Genomic DNA, 15,359 nt, shown 5'->3' with positions numbered 1-15,359 from the left:
TTGATAAAAAAACCAGTATGATGAAATGGTTTCAGGTATTCCCATTTTGTCTGATTCGGTTATTTTGTCAAAAGGCTTTCAACCCATGATTGGAAGGGAGGCTTCTGGATGGAATGAAAATCAATATCGGGCAAATCATCAAGCTCTACCGTTATAAACAAAATATGACCCAATCTGAATTGGCAGAAGGAATTTGTTCTGTCTCTCATTTAAGTAAAATCGAAAATGGCTCAAAGGAGGCCAATCAAGATACCATCAATTTACTGCTTGAACGGCTGGGCATCAGTCAAGAAACGCTGTCACAAAAGGCGCGTCACCTGCTGTCACTCTTGGACGAGTTTCAAATGAATATGTATTTCTATGCACTCGATCAGGCAGAACAAAATGCAGAAATGATCATTCAGCACGAGGAACAGTTCTTTTCGCTGGATTTAGGCATTCAGTATCATCTGTCCTTATTTCAATTTTATTTATTAACGGACAAACAGCCGCTTGCCTTAAAAACACACCGCGTGCTTAAAAAGTTTGAAAAAACCTTTATTGAAACAGAAAAAGAAATTTTCGAATATTTAGATGGCATTCATCTAATAAAAAATGGTCAGCTTGAAGAAGGCTTAAAAAAACTTGAGAGCTGCTTTTCTTACGCGTCTGTTGAACAAAGTGACCTATATTATCACTATGCAAAAGCACTCGGAAATATGGGACATCTTGGTGATGCGCTTGAAGCGACACATCAAGCGATGGATTTATATAGACAAAAGAACAATTTCAAGCGGATTATTCACTGTACACTCATTCATGGCGTGATCTCACTGGAACTAAAAGCCTTTCAAACGGCGAAGAAATATTTAAAAGAAGTGATTATGCACACGTCCCTTTATCCTGATGCCTATATTAAAATGACGGCTTATTTTTATTACGGGGTGCTCTTAAAACGTGAAGGCGATTTCTCTTCAGCTGTGCCTTATTTACTAGATTCACTCAATTACTTTAATCAAGAACAGATAGAAGACCGTTACTGTGAAACATTGTATGAAATTGCGACATTATATGCTGAATACGACCGCAAAAAGGCACTTCCCTACATACACGAGCTCTTAAAACAGCCTCGTATTCAGCCAAATTGTTTATATATGATCAAAATCTATAAATTGATGATTGAGGAAAACCCTCTTGATTTGAAAACCTATTTGATCGAAGCAGCCCTTCCTTACTTTAAACAAAATGAGCTGCACAGTGAGTACTTGTTTGCTCTTAGAACCTTGCTTTCCTATGCGGCTTCTGAGCTTGACGAACGTGCATATATGTCCTATACGAGAACGCTGCTTGATCACTTAGCATCATATGTTCCCTATTACAAAAAAGCATGACCTTCTGCCGATCGAAGGTCATGCTTTTCCAATTCATTAAATGGTCTTCTGTTGATCTGTACCAGGACGAGTGACTTGTTTGACAGAATGAATGTACCGTTTTCTCGCAAAATAATCATACGCATGCTGTCCAAAGCCTAACCAAATGCTGAGCACGATGAATGGGACCGTTCCCCATAATGCAGGGATATTGCAGGCAATTCGCAGCCACGTATAGATCCCCGAATTTTTTTGGTTTTTGGCTAAGGAAATAGACACGATTCGTTTTTCTGCCTTCTCTTCACTTATTTTGTTCAGCTTGAGCAGTTGCGAATGCCTAAAGGATTCAAAATGAATACGGTTCTTCCAATCGAGAGCTTTCAACAAGTCAATCGCTTTTGCACATGAAGGACTTTGCCCGTCATAAAACACAAGCAGCCTCAGTGATTTGATGGAACGCTGTTCTCTTTTTTTCGATTCAGCGAGCTTCTTTTTTTCTTGATCGAGATAAATGATTTTTTTCATAGATTGATCGCCAGCCCTTTTCCGTCATTTGTTTTTTAGTTCGTTCAAAGGAGATTACAACTAGATTACTATAGTTGCTGGGCCTCTTGTATTGGGAAAAAGCAAACCAACGTGCGTTATATGAGCCTTTAGATAAGGGCAAAATTGAGGTTTTCATGGCACACATGAGGTTTTTCAACTAAAAATGGTTGGGAAAATCGTGATGCTTTGCGGTTTTCTGCGGTTTTTTGTAGAATTCTGCGGTTTTTCTACATCTTTATGCGGTGTTTTGTAGGTGAGACGCAAAAACAAGATAAAAAAAGACTACTTCCCGTTGCGGCGAAGTAGTCTTTTGGTTTATATTTTTTCCAAAACTTCTACTATTTCTTTCTCAATATCTTTCCATAAGTAACGATCTGTCGTATAGTGGTGTGCGGCTTCTTTCGCAAATACTTGAAAAGCTTCTTCAAAATCAGGTGCATCCTTGTCTGGTTTTTTCTCATCAACAAAGCGCTGTGCTTCTGTTGAGCGTGGCCCCCATTTTCCTACTTCATTCCCGTCCTGATCAATGATCACGATAATCGGAATCGATCTTGCGGTCCCGTTCGTTAAATACTGATCCATCAGATCTAGATGCTCGTCCCGAATGAAATAGCGCGCATCAATGAGTGCTTCACTCGCGATACGCATGAAAATTGGTACATTGACCATCGCATCCCCGCACCAATCCGCTGTGATGACAAGCGCTCTGAGCTTTTTCTTTTGCAGCTTTTGAAGCAGCTCTTTTTCTTTTTGATGAATTGCGTACTGATTGTACACCGTGAGCAGATTTTCTCGGTTTTTCTCCATGTTGTGTACATATGTACGTTCAGTTAATCCCTTTGTAAACCATTCATTTAATGTCATATTTACATCCCCCTTACCCTTCAACTTTACCACTTTTGCTATTCTTTTGTCTAAAAAAACCTTCACCTAGTGAAAGGTAAAGGTTTTTGATCTATGGACGCCGGTTGCGATTTGGGTCCATCCCGATCAGCTTGGTGACAAGCACCATTGTGACAGGTAATGATGTATTCTTTTTATACGCTAAATATTTTCCGCGCCACTCGGGTTTATATTTCTGTTTAAACGACCTTAATCCGCTGAAGCTGTACATAAATCTGACGTTGTTGAAAATGACACTCGCCAAACGCTCCGTGAGGAAGGACTGATGAAACGTCCCTACATTTGATAAAGGCGCCATTCCCATGTTAAAGGATTTGTAGCCTTTTTCTTTCGCCCATTGAAAAAGGTGGATAAACAGCGCATCCATCATCCCGTTCGGTGCATCATGCATATGACGCATTAAGTCGATGGAAATCTCCCCTTCTTGATACATCGGCATTAGTGACACAAAAGAAATGATCTCCCCTTGTTCATCCTTCAGAATCGCAACCGGTGCTTTTTGAAGATAATCTTCTTGAAAATAGCCGAGCGAAAATCCTTTTTCTTTTTTCTTTCCGAGCCAGCTGTCAGAAATCTGTTTTAAGGTTGAAATGAACTCATCTGAAAAAGGCGGTTCCAGCATTTCAAACGTATAGCCTTCTCGTTCAAACTTATTGACCACAGCCCGTAAATTTGATTTTTTCTTACCGGAGAGAGAGAACGTTTCTAAATCGACCATGGCTTCTTCTCCAAGCTTAAAGAAATGAAAGCCTAAGTCATGATAAAGCGCCATCCCTTCCCGTTCTACTTGATAAAAAGCGACACGATAGCCTGCTTTTTCGGTCTGCTGTAAAAACTCCTCAAGCACAAGTGGATAGGACGCTTTACGTCCAGAGGGATCTCCGAGCACAATGACGCAGCGGCCAATTCGTCCAAATTGAAGCATCGCCTCTCCATCACTTGAGAAAAATAATTTTTTATCGCCTAAAAAGCCAAGATGACTGAGGGCATTTCCGCCCTTTTCCTCTAAAAACGTTTTTAATTTTTCCTCATCTGCTATTTCTCCAATAGGAAATGCTTTTTTATTAAAAATCAATTTACTAATGAAAAAGAAAAGTGGTACACCGATGAGAGCAATCATGCTCGTCATCGTGATATGCCGTTCATTATGCACCAGGTAATCCTTACTCAAGAAATGCCCAATTTTTGTCCAAATAAAGTTGCCGATGACATTATAGTTAAACAGCACGAGTAAATATCCAGCGGCGGCCGCCACAAACTGATACAACGAATAAGGGGCCTGCTGCTTCACAAATTGATTTCGAAGAGAGAAAAATACAGCCATGATGACTGGCAGAATAAAGATGAGACTCAGGTTAAATCCTTTTAACAAAGTAAACACAAAGCCGCCTGCTAGGGCGATCATCGTCAGCACGTACGATCTTTTTGTTCGTTTATACACTTCAATGGACAATATCATCAGAATGATTCCGAACATTAAAGAAAGACCATTAAATCCTGATAACAGAAAACGTGGAATGCTGGTAATCACACCTAATCGATCGACAGGAAGCACAACAGACGCCATGATGAGCAAGCCGCTTCCGAAGGTTAAAATTGATAATGATCCGTACAATAAACGGATTAATAAAGCACGGTGCAACACAATTAAGACGTTCGTTGTTTCTATGGCAGGTGCCATTCTCGGATTGCCTTCAAGACGTCTAAGCGTCGTTCCCGTTAAATCGTAAGCAGCTAGACAAAGCCCAAGGATAAACGGGAAGATCGAGTACACGAAGCGGTACAAAACGAGCGCCGTCAGCACCATCTCTTTATCAAACCCAATGTACTGCATGCTGAGTAAAAAGATGAGATCAAACGAACCAAATCCGCCCGGAACCATACTGATTAAACCGCCGATTGACGCAATCGCAAATACGCCTAATACAATCCGGACATCGACGTTCATCCCCATAGAGACGACAGCCATGTACATGACAAGACCAGCTGCCAGCCATTCTAAAAACGATGCACCGATATAAGCGTAAATCGGATGCTTCAGTCCACTTTCGCCGCTCTCAATCGAGCTTTTTCGAACGGACGCCATAATGATGTAAATGGGCACAATACAGGCAAAGATAATAACAAAAGCCCATAGCCACGGCTCTTGGCTGATAATACTTTCAACAGGAAGCACCCTCACCAAGATCAGATCACTGAAAATAGATAAACCCAAAAGGACCGAGGAAGTCAAAAGGGCAATGCCTTTCAGCAGTTTTTTCGTATCGGTTATGTACTCCTTGTATAGAAGCGTTCTAAGCCCTGCTCCTGAAAGACCGCCGAACCCAAGGACACTGTTAAAGGAGTTCGCAATCCAGGAAATGCGAATCGTTTTCCAGCCGCTGATGGGCATATTAAGGTTTCTTCGTAAAATAAAATCATATAAGGACATCGATAACACTGCGACAAGTCCAAGAAAGACAAGAATAAACAAGTCCATTCGATTCAAGCTGTCAATAATATAAAATGTCTTTTTAATGGAAAGGCCGCTCAGCTCCTGCTTGGCGACAAAAATTAAGACAAGGATGATCACGATCGGAAAAAGCATTTTTAAGATCGTCATACCCGTTTTTTTGTTCCACATGTTTTCCCCAACTTTCTAGGTTGCTTCATTTATTTAGACTGAACATTATTATACAACAAATACCACTTGATTCATGCAGTTTAACATTCAAAAGCTTGACGAACCTTTCAATTAGAAGTAAAAATCAGTAGTATAGAGAAAAGAGCCGCTTAAAGGAAGTGAACAAGCGTGGAATATAATATTCATGACACCACTGTATTAAAAGAAGAGATTCTATCTCCAGAGGAAAAAAAGACATGGGTGCTTTATATGAAAGTACTCACAGCTGCAGGTCTTGGAGATGTTTCAGAATGGATGAAGCTCGATATGAGTATGCCTCAAATGAAGGTGCTCATGCTGCTCAATAACCATGGCTCTCTCAAAGTATCCGAAATCGCTGAAAAAATGGGCGCGTCTTTGTCCAATATGACAGGTCTGCTTGACCGGTTAGAACAGTCTCACTTTGTTGAGCGAAAGCACTCTGAGCGTGACCGGAGAATCATTGTCGTAGAACTAACGGAGGAAGCGAAAAATATTTTCAGAAGCATTTATCAAAAAGGACACGAAAAAATCAAAAATTCCCTGCAACGACTCAATGACGAGGAAAAAGAAAAAGTCAACGAAGGTCTAGCTATTTTAGAAAAAGCACTGCGTCCTGAACGCGGCTAAACATGAAAAGGAAAAAAGACGGTCACTTGAGATCCGTCTTTTTTAGTTCTTCTTCTACTTGTTTATCTGAGAGGATAAACGTTTTTTGAATAACTCCCCTGTCATCCCATAAAAGGTAGTTGGTGGAGGGCATGATTTAAGTTGTAAGGTCTGTAAAAGTACTGATGAGATACAGAAGAAGTATTCCAAACATTTAAGAGTAAGTTAGATCGTTATAAGAAGTCATATAAAAACGAATAAAAGAATTGAGTTTTCCAGGCAGAAGAAATGTTATTCATCTTGCTAATTCCCTATTTATTAGTGAGGTGTATTTATGGCAGAAAGAGATCATTATAAAAATTTGTTGATAAAACTCTGTGAAGATCAGGGAATATCAACTCGTAAACCTAAATTTGAACAAGTTGAAAGTTTGATTCTTATTAATCTTAAGAATCAATTAAAAGAAGGAGTTGACTTGGAATGTTTTAAGGTTTTAAACCTGATCCATCAAACAGTCTCACCCTTTGGAATAAAATTTGACCAACAGCTTACTTTGTATCCTGGTGGAAATCGTTTGGACAGAGTGACAGTTTCTTTTGATAAAGATGATTACGAGCTGACCGGTGACACGAAATGATTTTTGAAGGTGGTGTGTGCAATAGTTTTGATTTTTAAGGAAGTTCAAAAAATAAACTTCCGGGCAATACCAGGAATGGGGTCCCGCCAACCAAATGACATAAAACCCACGCTAAGGGGTACCGCCAGAATTTCGGAAAAAAACATGCTAAGAGTATGCAAGATTTTATACAACTTTTAAGATAATCCAGTAACAAACAAGGACCCTAAAACCGCGCCAGATAGGAATGTATAAAAAAATGTATAGATTTATAGAACAAAAAAAGGGGGTCCCTTGTGAGAGTAGGGTTCCTCCTCTATATTTGCTACCGTTAAATGAGACGTTATGTTAATTAGGTTTGTATAAAGTATTCATGTTTTCCTTAGAATAAGATCAAATAATAATTTAAATTAATATATAGCCATATAAATTATTACCATTTGAAGAATCGCAAATAAATATATTGCATAGAAAGCTTGAATTGAAATTTTATTCATATAATAGGCAATAATCATACATACTGGAGAAATAAAAAGTCCGTTATATTTTTTTACAATTAAATCAGACTCATTCCATCCATTAAAATGTATCGGAATTTCGTTATAACTAAACGGATAAGCTAAGATAGAAATTAAAAATGTTAATACAATAACTGCTAAAAGAACTTTATTGTTAAATAACCAATACATATCTCTCCTTACCCACCAAAAAATCATTATAATTAATTATAGAATGTTAATATATCATTTGTAAAATATGTATTTTAATTTATAACCCTCAAAGTAATTAATGACAAAAATGCACTTCCAATAACGAATTTTATGTAAATAAGCTGTCGGCTTATTGTATGTTTTTGCTTAACGTGGTTTTTTTCCGAAATGCTGGCGGAACCCTATCACTATTAAGTAAGGTGTCATCTAAATCAAATAGCATTGCTTTATAATCTCTTAATTAACTTCACAGCCTTTCTTATATAAATAATCCCTAGTTCGCACCTTCAAACTTTCAATTTACTAAAAAATGTAATATTTAACTATCGCACCCAATAATTGAAGATAAGCAAACTGAGTTGTCAATTGGCAACCAATTCTTAAAATCAAATTCATTTCTTTGTCAATCATTATGTAAAATCTATTACAACGGGGTTGGAGCATTAATTAGTTGGTCAAAATTTATTTCTAAAAGTTGTCCTGCGTGAACCAAACCACTCCCAAAACCGTACATAAGAACTCGATCTCCATTTTTGACTTTTCCTTCACGGATTCCAAGGTCAAGAGCTAAAGGAATTGTAGCAGCAGAGGTATTTCCATAATTGACTAAGCTATAAAGTGTCTTTTCCAATGAGTATTCTAATTTTTCACAAATTGGTTCTATCAATCTTAAGTTAGCACTATGGGGTATAAACCAATCAACTTGATCTAAACTCGTTTGTGTTTTTTCTAAAATCTTTCGTATGCTGTCTGGAATATTTCTTACAACCCATCGAAAAACTTCTCTACCATTTTGTACAAGACATTGAGTATCGATTAACTCAATATCATTGACCTTTTTTGATAGTCCAGAACGATATACATGTTGCGCTCCTCTTCCATCACTTCCTAGATGGAATCCAATGAAGTCGTTGGATTGTTCATCTCTTTCAACTAATACTGCACCAGCACCATCACCAAATAGAATGCATGTACTTCTATCGGCATAATCCGTAATTTTTGAGATTGTGTCTGCTCCAATAACTAATACCTTTTTGTGGAGTCCAGAAGAAATTAAACCGTTTGCTGTATGCAATGCATAAACAAATCCTGCACACGCTGCACTTAAATCTATAGCACCTGCTTGGTTTATATTTAATTGATCCTGTATTATGCTGGAAACAGATGGGAATGGGAAATCTGGTGTACTAGTTGCTACAATAATCATATCTACATCTTCAACTTTTTTATTATATCTGTGCATTAAATCTTTTACAGCAGATACACATAAATCACTGGTAAATTCATCAGAACGAGTTATTCTACGTTCATGAATTCCTGTTCTTTGGATAATCCAATCATTACTTGTTTCGACCATTTGCTCAAGCTCAAAATTTGTTAATTTCTTTTCAGGTACATAGGTACCAATAGCTGTAATTCTTGCTTTTGACATCATTTGTTTCTCCCCCTTTACTATAATTACACTAAGTTTTATAATCTAATATTAGTACCAGATACTAATATTGTCAAAAATTAAAAATGAAAATACTGATAATTGAAAATCCGCTTGTGAAAATATAAAAAGGGAGAGGGAGTCATGTTCAATACTCAACAAATTAAAGAAATTATTCCACATCGTTATCCGTTTTTATTAGTTGATTGTATTCTTGAAATAGAGGAGGGAAAACGCGCAGTTTGAATTAAAAATGTTACTACTAATGAAGAGTGCTTTAATGGTCACTTTCCAGAATATCCAGTATTGCCAGGTGTTCTAATTGTAGAAGCGTTGGCACAAGTAAGTGCAGTTATTATGTTAATGAAAGATGAAAATCGAGGGAAAATTGGATTATTAAGCTGTTACTATAACGTATCTCCAAAAGAACATATTTCGCTATATAAAACAATGCCGCCATGCAAATAAACATGGCGCCGACAATTCTTCTACCAGACATGTGATGACTCCTTTAATTCCACTGATTTTTTTTGATTAACTCCGTGATATGGGCAAGGTGATGCCTTGAATGCCAGACGTACATTCCTGTTGCATCATATAAGGACACCGTTTGTTGATCGGCTGGGTGATAATAAAACGCATTGAAGTCTTCCTCTGACATTCCCCGAAGTAAAGTAACCCACCTGCGGTGCAGACTGCTGATTAAGGGCAGTGATAGGCTGATGGGCGCTTTGCTATCTGGAAGCTCGGCGAATCCCGCCTGATCATATGGACGGATGTTTGGTGTTTCTTCTGTGAGCGCAAGTTTGAATCGTAAATAAGCATTCAGGTGGCTGTCTGCTACGTGATGAATGAGCTGACGGACGGTCCATCCTCCAGGCCGATAGGGTGTATCCAGCTGACCATCTGTCAACTGATAGGTCACCGCTTCATACTCTTGTGGAATCGCAGCCAACTGATCAATCCATGCCTCAAGCTGTTCTTTCGTTTTTTCTTCAACCGGTTCATATAAGCCAATCGGATATTGTAATGACGTCATACGCTCTCCCCTCTCTTAAAATCCTTCCAGCACAAATTTACCAATCATTTTTCCTTGCTCAAGCGTTTGATGTGCCTGTTTCAAATGAGCAGCATTGATCGGACTGAGAACCTTTGTTAAGGTATGCGTCAATGTCCCCTGTTCAAATAACTCAGCCGCCTCTTTCAAAAGCTCATGCTGTTTGATCATGTCCGCTGTTTTGTACATAGGGCGTGTGAACATGAACTCCCATACAAATGCAGCACTTTTATTTTTGAGTAATTGAATGTCTAGGTTGTGCTGGTTCTCGACAATGGTACAGATCGTGCCTTGGGGTTTTATGGCTTCTGCCATGCCTTTGAAATGTCCATCTGTGTCATTTAAGCATAAAATAAAATCCACTTCGCCTATTCCTTTTTCCTGAAGCTGCACGAGAAGCGGCTCATGATGATCAATGATATGATCGGCACCTAATGACAGACACCACTCTTTTGTTTCAGGTCTTGATGCGGTGGCGATCACAGTGGCATTCGCTAATTTGGCTAGTTGAATGGCGATAGAACCTACCCCGCCTGCACCACCGATGATTAGCAGTGTTGCCCCTTCTGCATTTCGCTTCATATGCATCCGGTCAAATAACGCTTCATATGCCGTAATGGTCGTCAGAGGCATCGCGGCTGCTTCTGCAAAGGAGAGATTGGCAGGCTTTTTCGCCACAATCCGTTCATCCACAAGCTGATACTCACTATTTGAGCCTTGACGCGTGATATCTCCCGCATAGTATACGTGGTCACCTGGCTGAAATAATGTACACGCTTCACCGACTTCAACAACCGTGCCGCTTGCATCGTAGCCAAGAATTTTCAGTTCTTCTTCCTTCTGATCCTTCGGTGATCTCACCTTTGTATCAACTGGATTCACTGAGACTGCCTCTACCTTCACCAGTATATCCCTGCCCATTGCTTTAGGCTTTTCTACTTCCTGATCCATCAGGCTTTGCTCATGCTCAATCGGTAAGTACTCCAATAGTCCAACGGCTTTCACTCGCTCGCACACCCTTTCTCCATGCTTCTTTTACACATTTTATCATAATTTTCTGATGTTTTTGGATAGGTTGCACATTTAGGATCTCTTCAAAGCCTTTCGCTCCCTCGCTATATAAGAAGGACGTCCCTTTTGCAATGAAGGAACATAGAAGAACCAGCTTTTGGATTTAAAGAATAGCTGGAAGTAATAAAACTGAATGTGCTGCAGGAAAAAAATCATCAATAGAAAAATAGCTAGTGAAAGAGTTTGGAGATCAGCCGCTCCCTGTAGCCATTCATTGATAAAGAAAACAACAAAACCGATCATCATCAGCTGTTCCAGCCTCTGCATGAGCTGGACAAAGACGTGTCCTCGTTTGGGGAGATCGCCTGACTGGCACTTCCTGATCTTTCTCGATTTGTAAAACCAAATGATACATTCTACTAAGTTATGAGTCATAAAAAGAGCGATGAGGGCGATCAATAAAGGTGATGGGGTATAAAGGACTTGTGCAGCAAACGGAAACACTAAAAAATAACATGCAATACATGCGTGTCTGACTGATAAGAGAAATAGTTCTTTTTCTATGTATGGTTTCATCTGTTTCACCTCCATATGTACTACGTCTTATTTGCCAAAAAGTTTCCTTTTTCAATAGAAAAAGGATGCCTCCAAAAGGCACCCTTCATGAATCAAACTTAAAATGCAGCGCTTAGTACGACAGGTCCTTGCGGAAGCTGGTTATCCTTTTTTGGTTCAAGGGTGACTGCCACGGTAGCTGAAAAAGGAAGTGTGCTCCTCATGAGAATGTACTTACTTTACGAAAAAAACGGTCATTTGGATCACTAATATCCAAAAAGTCAAGAATCCATGTGTTTCCATTCTCTGTTCAGTAGATTTTAGCAAACTCTCATCTCCCTCACAATTTAATTGAAGTAGAACTCATTTTTTCAACATGTCATAATAGAAGGTAACGAAACGAATTGGAGTGTCCTTCAATGATCTTGACGATCGTTCTTTTTTTATTAGCAGGAATAGCAGAAATTGGCGGCGGCTACCTTGTGTGGCTTTGGCTGCGTGAAGCCAAACCCGTCAGCTACGGGATTGCTGGGAGCCTCATCCTCGTCGCTTATGGGATCATCCCTACCTTCCAGCAGTTCCCGACCTTTGGACGAGTTTATGCGGCCTATGGCGGTGTGTTTGTGGTTCTTGCTGTGTTTTGGGGCTGGTGGGTCGATCGAAAAACGCCTGATTTTTACGACTGGATCGGTGCTTTGATCTGTTTAGCCGGAGTCAGTGTGATGTTATTTGCGCCCCGCCATTCATAGCCTCATATAAAAAGTGCTGCCACATATGGGCAGCACTTTTATGAGATTATTTTTTAACGAGCTCCAGCCGTTTGTAATTCTTTGTTCTTCTCTTTAAAGCGTTCGTTATGAGAAGAAACATACGCCACTTTTTCGGCTTCTGGTTCGATGTAAAGCTTCGCGCTATTGAGCGCATTGACTCCGTCAACAAATGTCCCAGCTATTAAGCGGACCTTGCTTTTATGTGTACATAAATCACCTACCGCATAGACGCCTGGTAAATTGGTTTCCATTTTTTCATTGACCTCGATCAGTCCCCATTCACCCTGCTTGAGTCCCCATTCTGATAGAACACTTAAATCACCTTTCATGCCGTGATTGACGATGACAGCGTCTGTTTCCATTCGTTCGATTTCACCTGTCTCTATATTTTGGATGGTGACAGCATCAATTTTATCGCCTTGACCATGAAGTTCTGTCAGTTCATGCGGGGTTAAAATTCGTGTGCAAGATGCCTTCATGTTGGCGACGTTTTTCTCATGTCCGCCAAACATGTCACGGCGATGCACGACGGTCACACTTTCAGCAATCGGAACAAGCGCATTTGCCCAGTCAACCGCTGAGTCGCCGCCTCCAGAGATAACAACCCGCTTTCCTGCAAATGTCTTAAGCTCCTGCACTGTGTAATAAAGGTTTGTCACTTCATAGCGGTCTGCATGCTCGATTTCAAGCTTCCGCTGGACAGGAATGCCGTGGCCCATCGCTAAAATGAGGGTCTTCGTCAAATGGCGATCACCATTTTCAGCCGTCAGCAAAATGTTCTGATGTTCATCTCGCTCGAATGACGTGATTTTTTGATTCAGGGCGATCTCTGGTTCAAATGTTTTCGCCTGCGTTTCCAGCTGCTGAATCAGCTGTTCGCCTCTTGTTGGCGGCAAACCGCCTACATCCCAAATGACCTTTTCAGGATACAGTAGGATTTTTCCGCCAAGGCTTTCGTTATACTCAAGTACCTTCGTCTTTAAATCCCGCATCCCACTATAAAAGGCGGTGTACATGCCTGCTGGACCGCCGCCAATAATGGTGACGTCAAACAATTCAAGCTGCTCTGTCATTTGAGTCCCTCCAGTTTTTCATCGATTGATCTATTTATAAGTGATATTGATTCTCATTATCATATGTACCTATTGTAGTCTACTCTGGTGAAAGGAATCAATAGCTTTCTGTAAAAAAAGAACAGGACGAGTGCTTTCTCGTCCTGTCATCCATCACACTATCGTTAACCCAAGGTCTTTTAATTCAAGCGAAACAAGTCTTGCAATCGCATCTGCTCCTTCTTTTGTAAAGTGCGTGCGATCCTCTATGCCTGTTGACAGCATAAAGTAAGAGGTCGTTTTCTCTATGCCGGAAATTTGATAAAACTGAAGGCTTGCCGTATTCAAATCAACGAGAAGGACCTCTTCTTCATCAGCTAATTCCTTCATAGCAGCACAGTAATCTGGGAAATCATTGATATATTCTCCGTCTTTTTCATGAAAGCGGCCGACTGGCGTTAATAAAAGCGGTGTTGCTCCTTTCGCTCTTGCTCCATGAATATATTGAGACAAATAGCTTTTATACGTCGTGAAAGGATCTGTATGCCGCTCGGGCTTCTCCGTTGAAGCATCATTGTGCCCCATTTGTGTGAACAGCCAATCCCCTGGCTGAATGTCAGCCAATATGTCATCAAGCCGTCCTTCTTCAATGAATGTTTTTGAGCTTCTTCCACCGATTGCACGGTTGTCGACGCTCACGCCTTGCGCTGTATAGCGATGTAAAAACTCTCCCCATCCTCCTTGAACAGGACGGTCTGGGTAAGATGAAACGGTTGAATCACCAGCTAAATAGATGGTTGTCATGTTCATACGCCCCCTTTTTCAAATAGCCACCTCTTCTAAGCGATGCGGACATCCTAGTGGCTGCTGAAAAGATATGAAACAATTAGCATCGCTACTTCATTGATTCTCTTTTTGATGATGAAAACCCTGCTTACCGGTCGATGTGAATACGTTAAATATGCGGCGGAAGTTCTACTTTTGTCTCAACAGCTTGCTTTAACGCCTGAAGCATGTAACCAATTCCTTTATATGGAGCCAGCGGATAAATCGCTGTTTGATGAGGAAGTAACAAAGGATCGATCACCTTTCGATATTTCTTTCCACCTAGAATCACTAGTTCATCATATGCAGTGAGATGTTTTTCATGAAATTGTTGCCTTAGTGCTTCTCGTGTCATTTGATCAGCATGCGGTGTACCAAAAGCCACATCATAATTTTCATGGATGATCTCATCTGCCTTTAAGAATCCATGCTTCGCTGATAAAATCAGCCAGTCTGAAAAGAACGTTTGGGCATAGCTTTTCGTACGCTGATGCAGCGGACTTAAATAAACGAGGTTCGCCGGCTGGCTTCCTGCTTCTGGATGGACGTCCCAAATTTTCTTCGCCCCACATGGAATGATACAAACTCGCTTCACTTGATTTTCTCCTTCCTTCGTCGATACATCCGATACAACATACAGCCTAGCGCTGTGCCAAGTGTATTTAAGAGAATATCATCAATATCGCTGCTTCTTGTAATGATACCAGATTGCGAGAATACCCATTGAAGCACTTCAATCATGGTTGACAAGAAAAAGCCAGCAAGAATCGCCTTTTGCCAGCGTAAGGTTCGGAATGCTTGATAGAGAAAAAAACCAAGTGGCACAAATAACAAAATGTTCCCTGCCAGATTCAAAAAAACAAGATTGGGATAGCCGTGATGGTAGGCGTGAAGATTTTGATAAATGGACTGCAAAGGCAGGAGGTTGACACTCACCTGATCCCTTGGTGCGGAAAAACGATTTGGAAAGACCGTCAAATATAATAAAACATTCGTATAAATAAATAGACAGGCAAGAACTAATTCTGTACGTAAATAGATAAATCGTTTTTGCTTTTTCGCCTGTCTGTATCTCATATGTAGATAGAGCGGGACGAGCAGGAGAAAATAAGCAATGGAAACTATAGCACTGGATGTCATACGGAGAGCTGCCCCTTTCTCACATGATGCTTGACCATATTTACAGCTTATTCAGGCCTGCCCGCATCTATTCATCACTTATTCTCATATTCAATGACGAGAATACCATATTGACAAATCGTCATTTTTCCGCTAAACTGACT

The 15,359-nt window shown here is 40.1% G+C and carries 16 protein-coding genes and 1 pseudogene; 5 read left to right on the top strand and 12 right to left on the bottom strand.

Translation table 11 applies throughout. The features are described from left to right. Positions 1-113 precede the first annotated feature (113 nt). Positions 114-1,370, top strand: a complete 1,257-nt coding sequence (locus tag MHH26_RS02015; RefSeq protein WP_066031145.1) for a transcriptional regulator — start codon at positions 114-116, stop codon at positions 1,368-1,370. A gap of 36 nt (positions 1,371-1,406) precedes the next feature. On the opposite strand, the gene MHH26_RS02010 is transcribed toward MHH26_RS02015, so the two are convergent. The 3 genes from MHH26_RS02010 to mprF all read right to left on the bottom strand — a co-directional run bounded on the left by MHH26_RS02010 (position 1,407) and on the right by mprF (position 5,421). Next, positions 1,407-1,874, bottom strand: a complete 468-nt coding sequence (locus MHH26_RS02010; RefSeq protein ID WP_066031146.1) for a thiol-disulfide oxidoreductase DCC family protein — start codon at positions 1,872-1,874, stop codon at positions 1,407-1,409. 336 nt (positions 1,875-2,210) lie between these two features. Then, positions 2,211-2,759: a thioredoxin family protein gene (locus MHH26_RS02005; protein ID WP_034665029.1), complete on the bottom strand. Its 549-nt coding sequence runs from the start codon at positions 2,757-2,759 to the stop codon at positions 2,211-2,213. Positions 2,760-2,850: 91 nt separating this feature from the next. After that, positions 2,851-5,421, bottom strand: a complete 2,571-nt coding sequence (gene mprF / locus MHH26_RS02000; protein ID WP_307499320.1) for a bifunctional lysylphosphatidylglycerol flippase/synthetase MprF — start codon at positions 5,419-5,421, stop codon at positions 2,851-2,853. A 168-nt stretch (positions 5,422-5,589) separates the two neighbouring features. Between mprF and MHH26_RS01995 the strand changes: the two genes are divergently transcribed. Together MHH26_RS01995 and MHH26_RS01990 are read left to right on the top strand one after the other, a co-directional pair. Then, positions 5,590-6,069: a MarR family transcriptional regulator gene (locus MHH26_RS01995; protein ID WP_003217817.1), complete on the top strand. Its 480-nt coding sequence runs from the start codon at positions 5,590-5,592 to the stop codon at positions 6,067-6,069. Positions 6,070-6,382: 313 nt separating this feature from the next. Continuing rightward, complete coding sequence (locus tag MHH26_RS01990; protein ID WP_095286102.1) at positions 6,383-6,685, top strand: hypothetical protein; 303 nt, start codon at positions 6,383-6,385, stop codon at positions 6,683-6,685. Positions 6,686-7,074: 389 nt separating this feature from the next. Here the strand turns inward: MHH26_RS01990 and MHH26_RS01985 are convergent, their stop codons facing one another. Continuing rightward, the gene (locus tag MHH26_RS01985) at positions 7,075-7,353 is read right to left on the bottom strand and encodes a DUF1648 domain-containing protein (RefSeq protein WP_307499319.1); all 279 of its coding nucleotides are present in this window, start codon (positions 7,351-7,353) and stop codon (positions 7,075-7,077) included. A 445-nt stretch (positions 7,354-7,798) separates the two neighbouring features. After that, complete coding sequence (locus tag MHH26_RS01980; RefSeq protein ID WP_075611048.1) at positions 7,799-8,809, bottom strand: ketoacyl-ACP synthase III; 1,011 nt, start codon at positions 8,807-8,809, stop codon at positions 7,799-7,801. 141 nt (positions 8,810-8,950) lie between these two features. Between MHH26_RS01980 and fabZ the strand changes: the two are divergent. Beyond that, positions 8,951-9,241 (top strand): annotated as a pseudogene (gene fabZ / locus MHH26_RS01975) (3-hydroxyacyl-ACP dehydratase FabZ); the annotation flags it as partial. A gap of 76 nt (positions 9,242-9,317) precedes the next feature. On the opposite strand, the gene MHH26_RS01970 reads toward fabZ, so the two are convergent. The 3 genes from MHH26_RS01970 to MHH26_RS01960 all read right to left on the bottom strand — a co-directional run bounded on the left by MHH26_RS01970 (position 9,318) and on the right by MHH26_RS01960 (position 11,450). After that, positions 9,318-9,845, bottom strand: a complete 528-nt coding sequence (locus MHH26_RS01970; RefSeq protein WP_340972087.1) for a YfiT family bacillithiol transferase — start codon at positions 9,843-9,845, stop codon at positions 9,318-9,320. A 15-nt stretch (positions 9,846-9,860) separates the two neighbouring features. Further along, positions 9,861-10,868 carry a zinc-binding alcohol dehydrogenase family protein gene (locus tag MHH26_RS01965; protein WP_307499317.1) on the bottom strand — a complete coding sequence of 336 codons (1,008 nt, stop codon included), beginning with the start codon at positions 10,866-10,868 and terminating at the stop codon, positions 9,861-9,863. Positions 10,869-10,946: 78 nt separating this feature from the next. Then, positions 10,947-11,450 (bottom strand): hypothetical protein, encoded by a 504-nt coding sequence (locus MHH26_RS01960; protein WP_106038445.1) that lies wholly within the window; start codon positions 11,448-11,450, stop codon positions 10,947-10,949. A 398-nt stretch (positions 11,451-11,848) separates the two neighbouring features. Between MHH26_RS01960 and MHH26_RS01955 the strand changes: the two genes are divergently transcribed. Beyond that, a complete protein-coding gene (locus MHH26_RS01955) occupies positions 11,849-12,178 on the top strand; it encodes a YnfA family protein (RefSeq protein ID WP_106038444.1) in 330 nt (109 codons plus the stop codon). 53 nt (positions 12,179-12,231) lie between these two features. Here MHH26_RS01955 and MHH26_RS01950 read toward each other — a convergent pair whose 3' ends face one another. From MHH26_RS01950 to MHH26_RS01935, 4 genes are all read right to left on the bottom strand, one after another. After that, positions 12,232-13,272, bottom strand: a complete 1,041-nt coding sequence (locus MHH26_RS01950) for an NAD(P)/FAD-dependent oxidoreductase (protein WP_268496207.1) — start codon at positions 13,270-13,272, stop codon at positions 12,232-12,234. Positions 13,273-13,425: 153 nt separating this feature from the next. Then, positions 13,426-14,055, bottom strand: coding sequence for a rhamnogalacturonan acetylesterase (locus MHH26_RS01945; protein ID WP_307499316.1), 630 nt, complete (start codon positions 14,053-14,055; stop codon positions 13,426-13,428). Between the two features lie 151 nt (positions 14,056-14,206). Continuing rightward, positions 14,207-14,671, bottom strand: a complete 465-nt coding sequence (locus tag MHH26_RS01940) for a DUF6884 domain-containing protein (RefSeq protein ID WP_095286097.1) — start codon at positions 14,669-14,671, stop codon at positions 14,207-14,209. Beyond that, entirely contained in the window at positions 14,668-15,216 is a 549-nt protein-coding gene (locus MHH26_RS01935; RefSeq protein WP_340972081.1) for a VanZ family protein, read from the bottom strand. The genes MHH26_RS01940 and MHH26_RS01935 overlap by 4 nt, the downstream gene beginning before the upstream one ends. Positions 15,217-15,359 lie beyond the last annotated feature (143 nt).

It is taken from the genome of Bacillus sp. FSL K6-2839, from assembly GCF_038003365.1.
Classification (GTDB): domain Bacteria; phylum Bacillota; class Bacilli; order Bacillales; family Bacillaceae; genus Bacillus.
This window is presented reverse-complemented; position numbering and strand designations above follow the sequence as displayed.

Excerpts from the sequence above, each read along its gene's own strand:
- MHH26_RS02015 (WP_066031145.1), top strand. The coding sequence starts at position 114 with ATGAAAATCAATATCGGGCAAATCATCAAGCTCTACCGTTATAAACAA.
- MHH26_RS02010 (WP_066031146.1), bottom strand. The coding sequence starts at position 1,874 with ATGAAAAAAATCATTTATCTCGATCAAGAAAAAAAGAAGCTCGCTGAA.
- MHH26_RS02005 (WP_034665029.1), bottom strand. The coding sequence starts at position 2,759 with ATGACATTAAATGAATGGTTTACAAAGGGATTAACTGAACGTACATAT.
- mprF (WP_307499320.1), bottom strand. The coding sequence starts at position 5,421 with ATGTGGAACAAAAAAACGGGTATGACGATCTTAAAAATGCTTTTTCCG.
- MHH26_RS01990 (WP_095286102.1), top strand. The coding sequence starts at position 6,383 with ATGGCAGAAAGAGATCATTATAAAAATTTGTTGATAAAACTCTGTGAA.
- MHH26_RS01985 (WP_307499319.1), bottom strand. The coding sequence starts at position 7,353 with ATGTATTGGTTATTTAACAATAAAGTTCTTTTAGCAGTTATTGTATTA.
- MHH26_RS01980 (WP_075611048.1), bottom strand. The coding sequence starts at position 8,809 with ATGATGTCAAAAGCAAGAATTACAGCTATTGGTACCTATGTACCTGAA.
- MHH26_RS01970 (WP_340972087.1), bottom strand. The coding sequence starts at position 9,845 with ATGACGTCATTACAATATCCGATTGGCTTATATGAACCGGTTGAAGAA.
- MHH26_RS01960 (WP_106038445.1), bottom strand. The coding sequence starts at position 11,450 with ATGAAACCATACATAGAAAAAGAACTATTTCTCTTATCAGTCAGACAC.
- MHH26_RS01955 (WP_106038444.1), top strand. The coding sequence starts at position 11,849 with ATGATCTTGACGATCGTTCTTTTTTTATTAGCAGGAATAGCAGAAATT.
- MHH26_RS01950 (WP_268496207.1), bottom strand. The coding sequence starts at position 13,272 with ATGACAGAGCAGCTTGAATTGTTTGACGTCACCATTATTGGCGGCGGT.
- MHH26_RS01945 (WP_307499316.1), bottom strand. The coding sequence starts at position 14,055 with ATGACAACCATCTATTTAGCTGGTGATTCAACCGTTTCATCTTACCCA.
- MHH26_RS01935 (WP_340972081.1), bottom strand. The coding sequence starts at position 15,216 with ATGACATCCAGTGCTATAGTTTCCATTGCTTATTTTCTCCTGCTCGTC.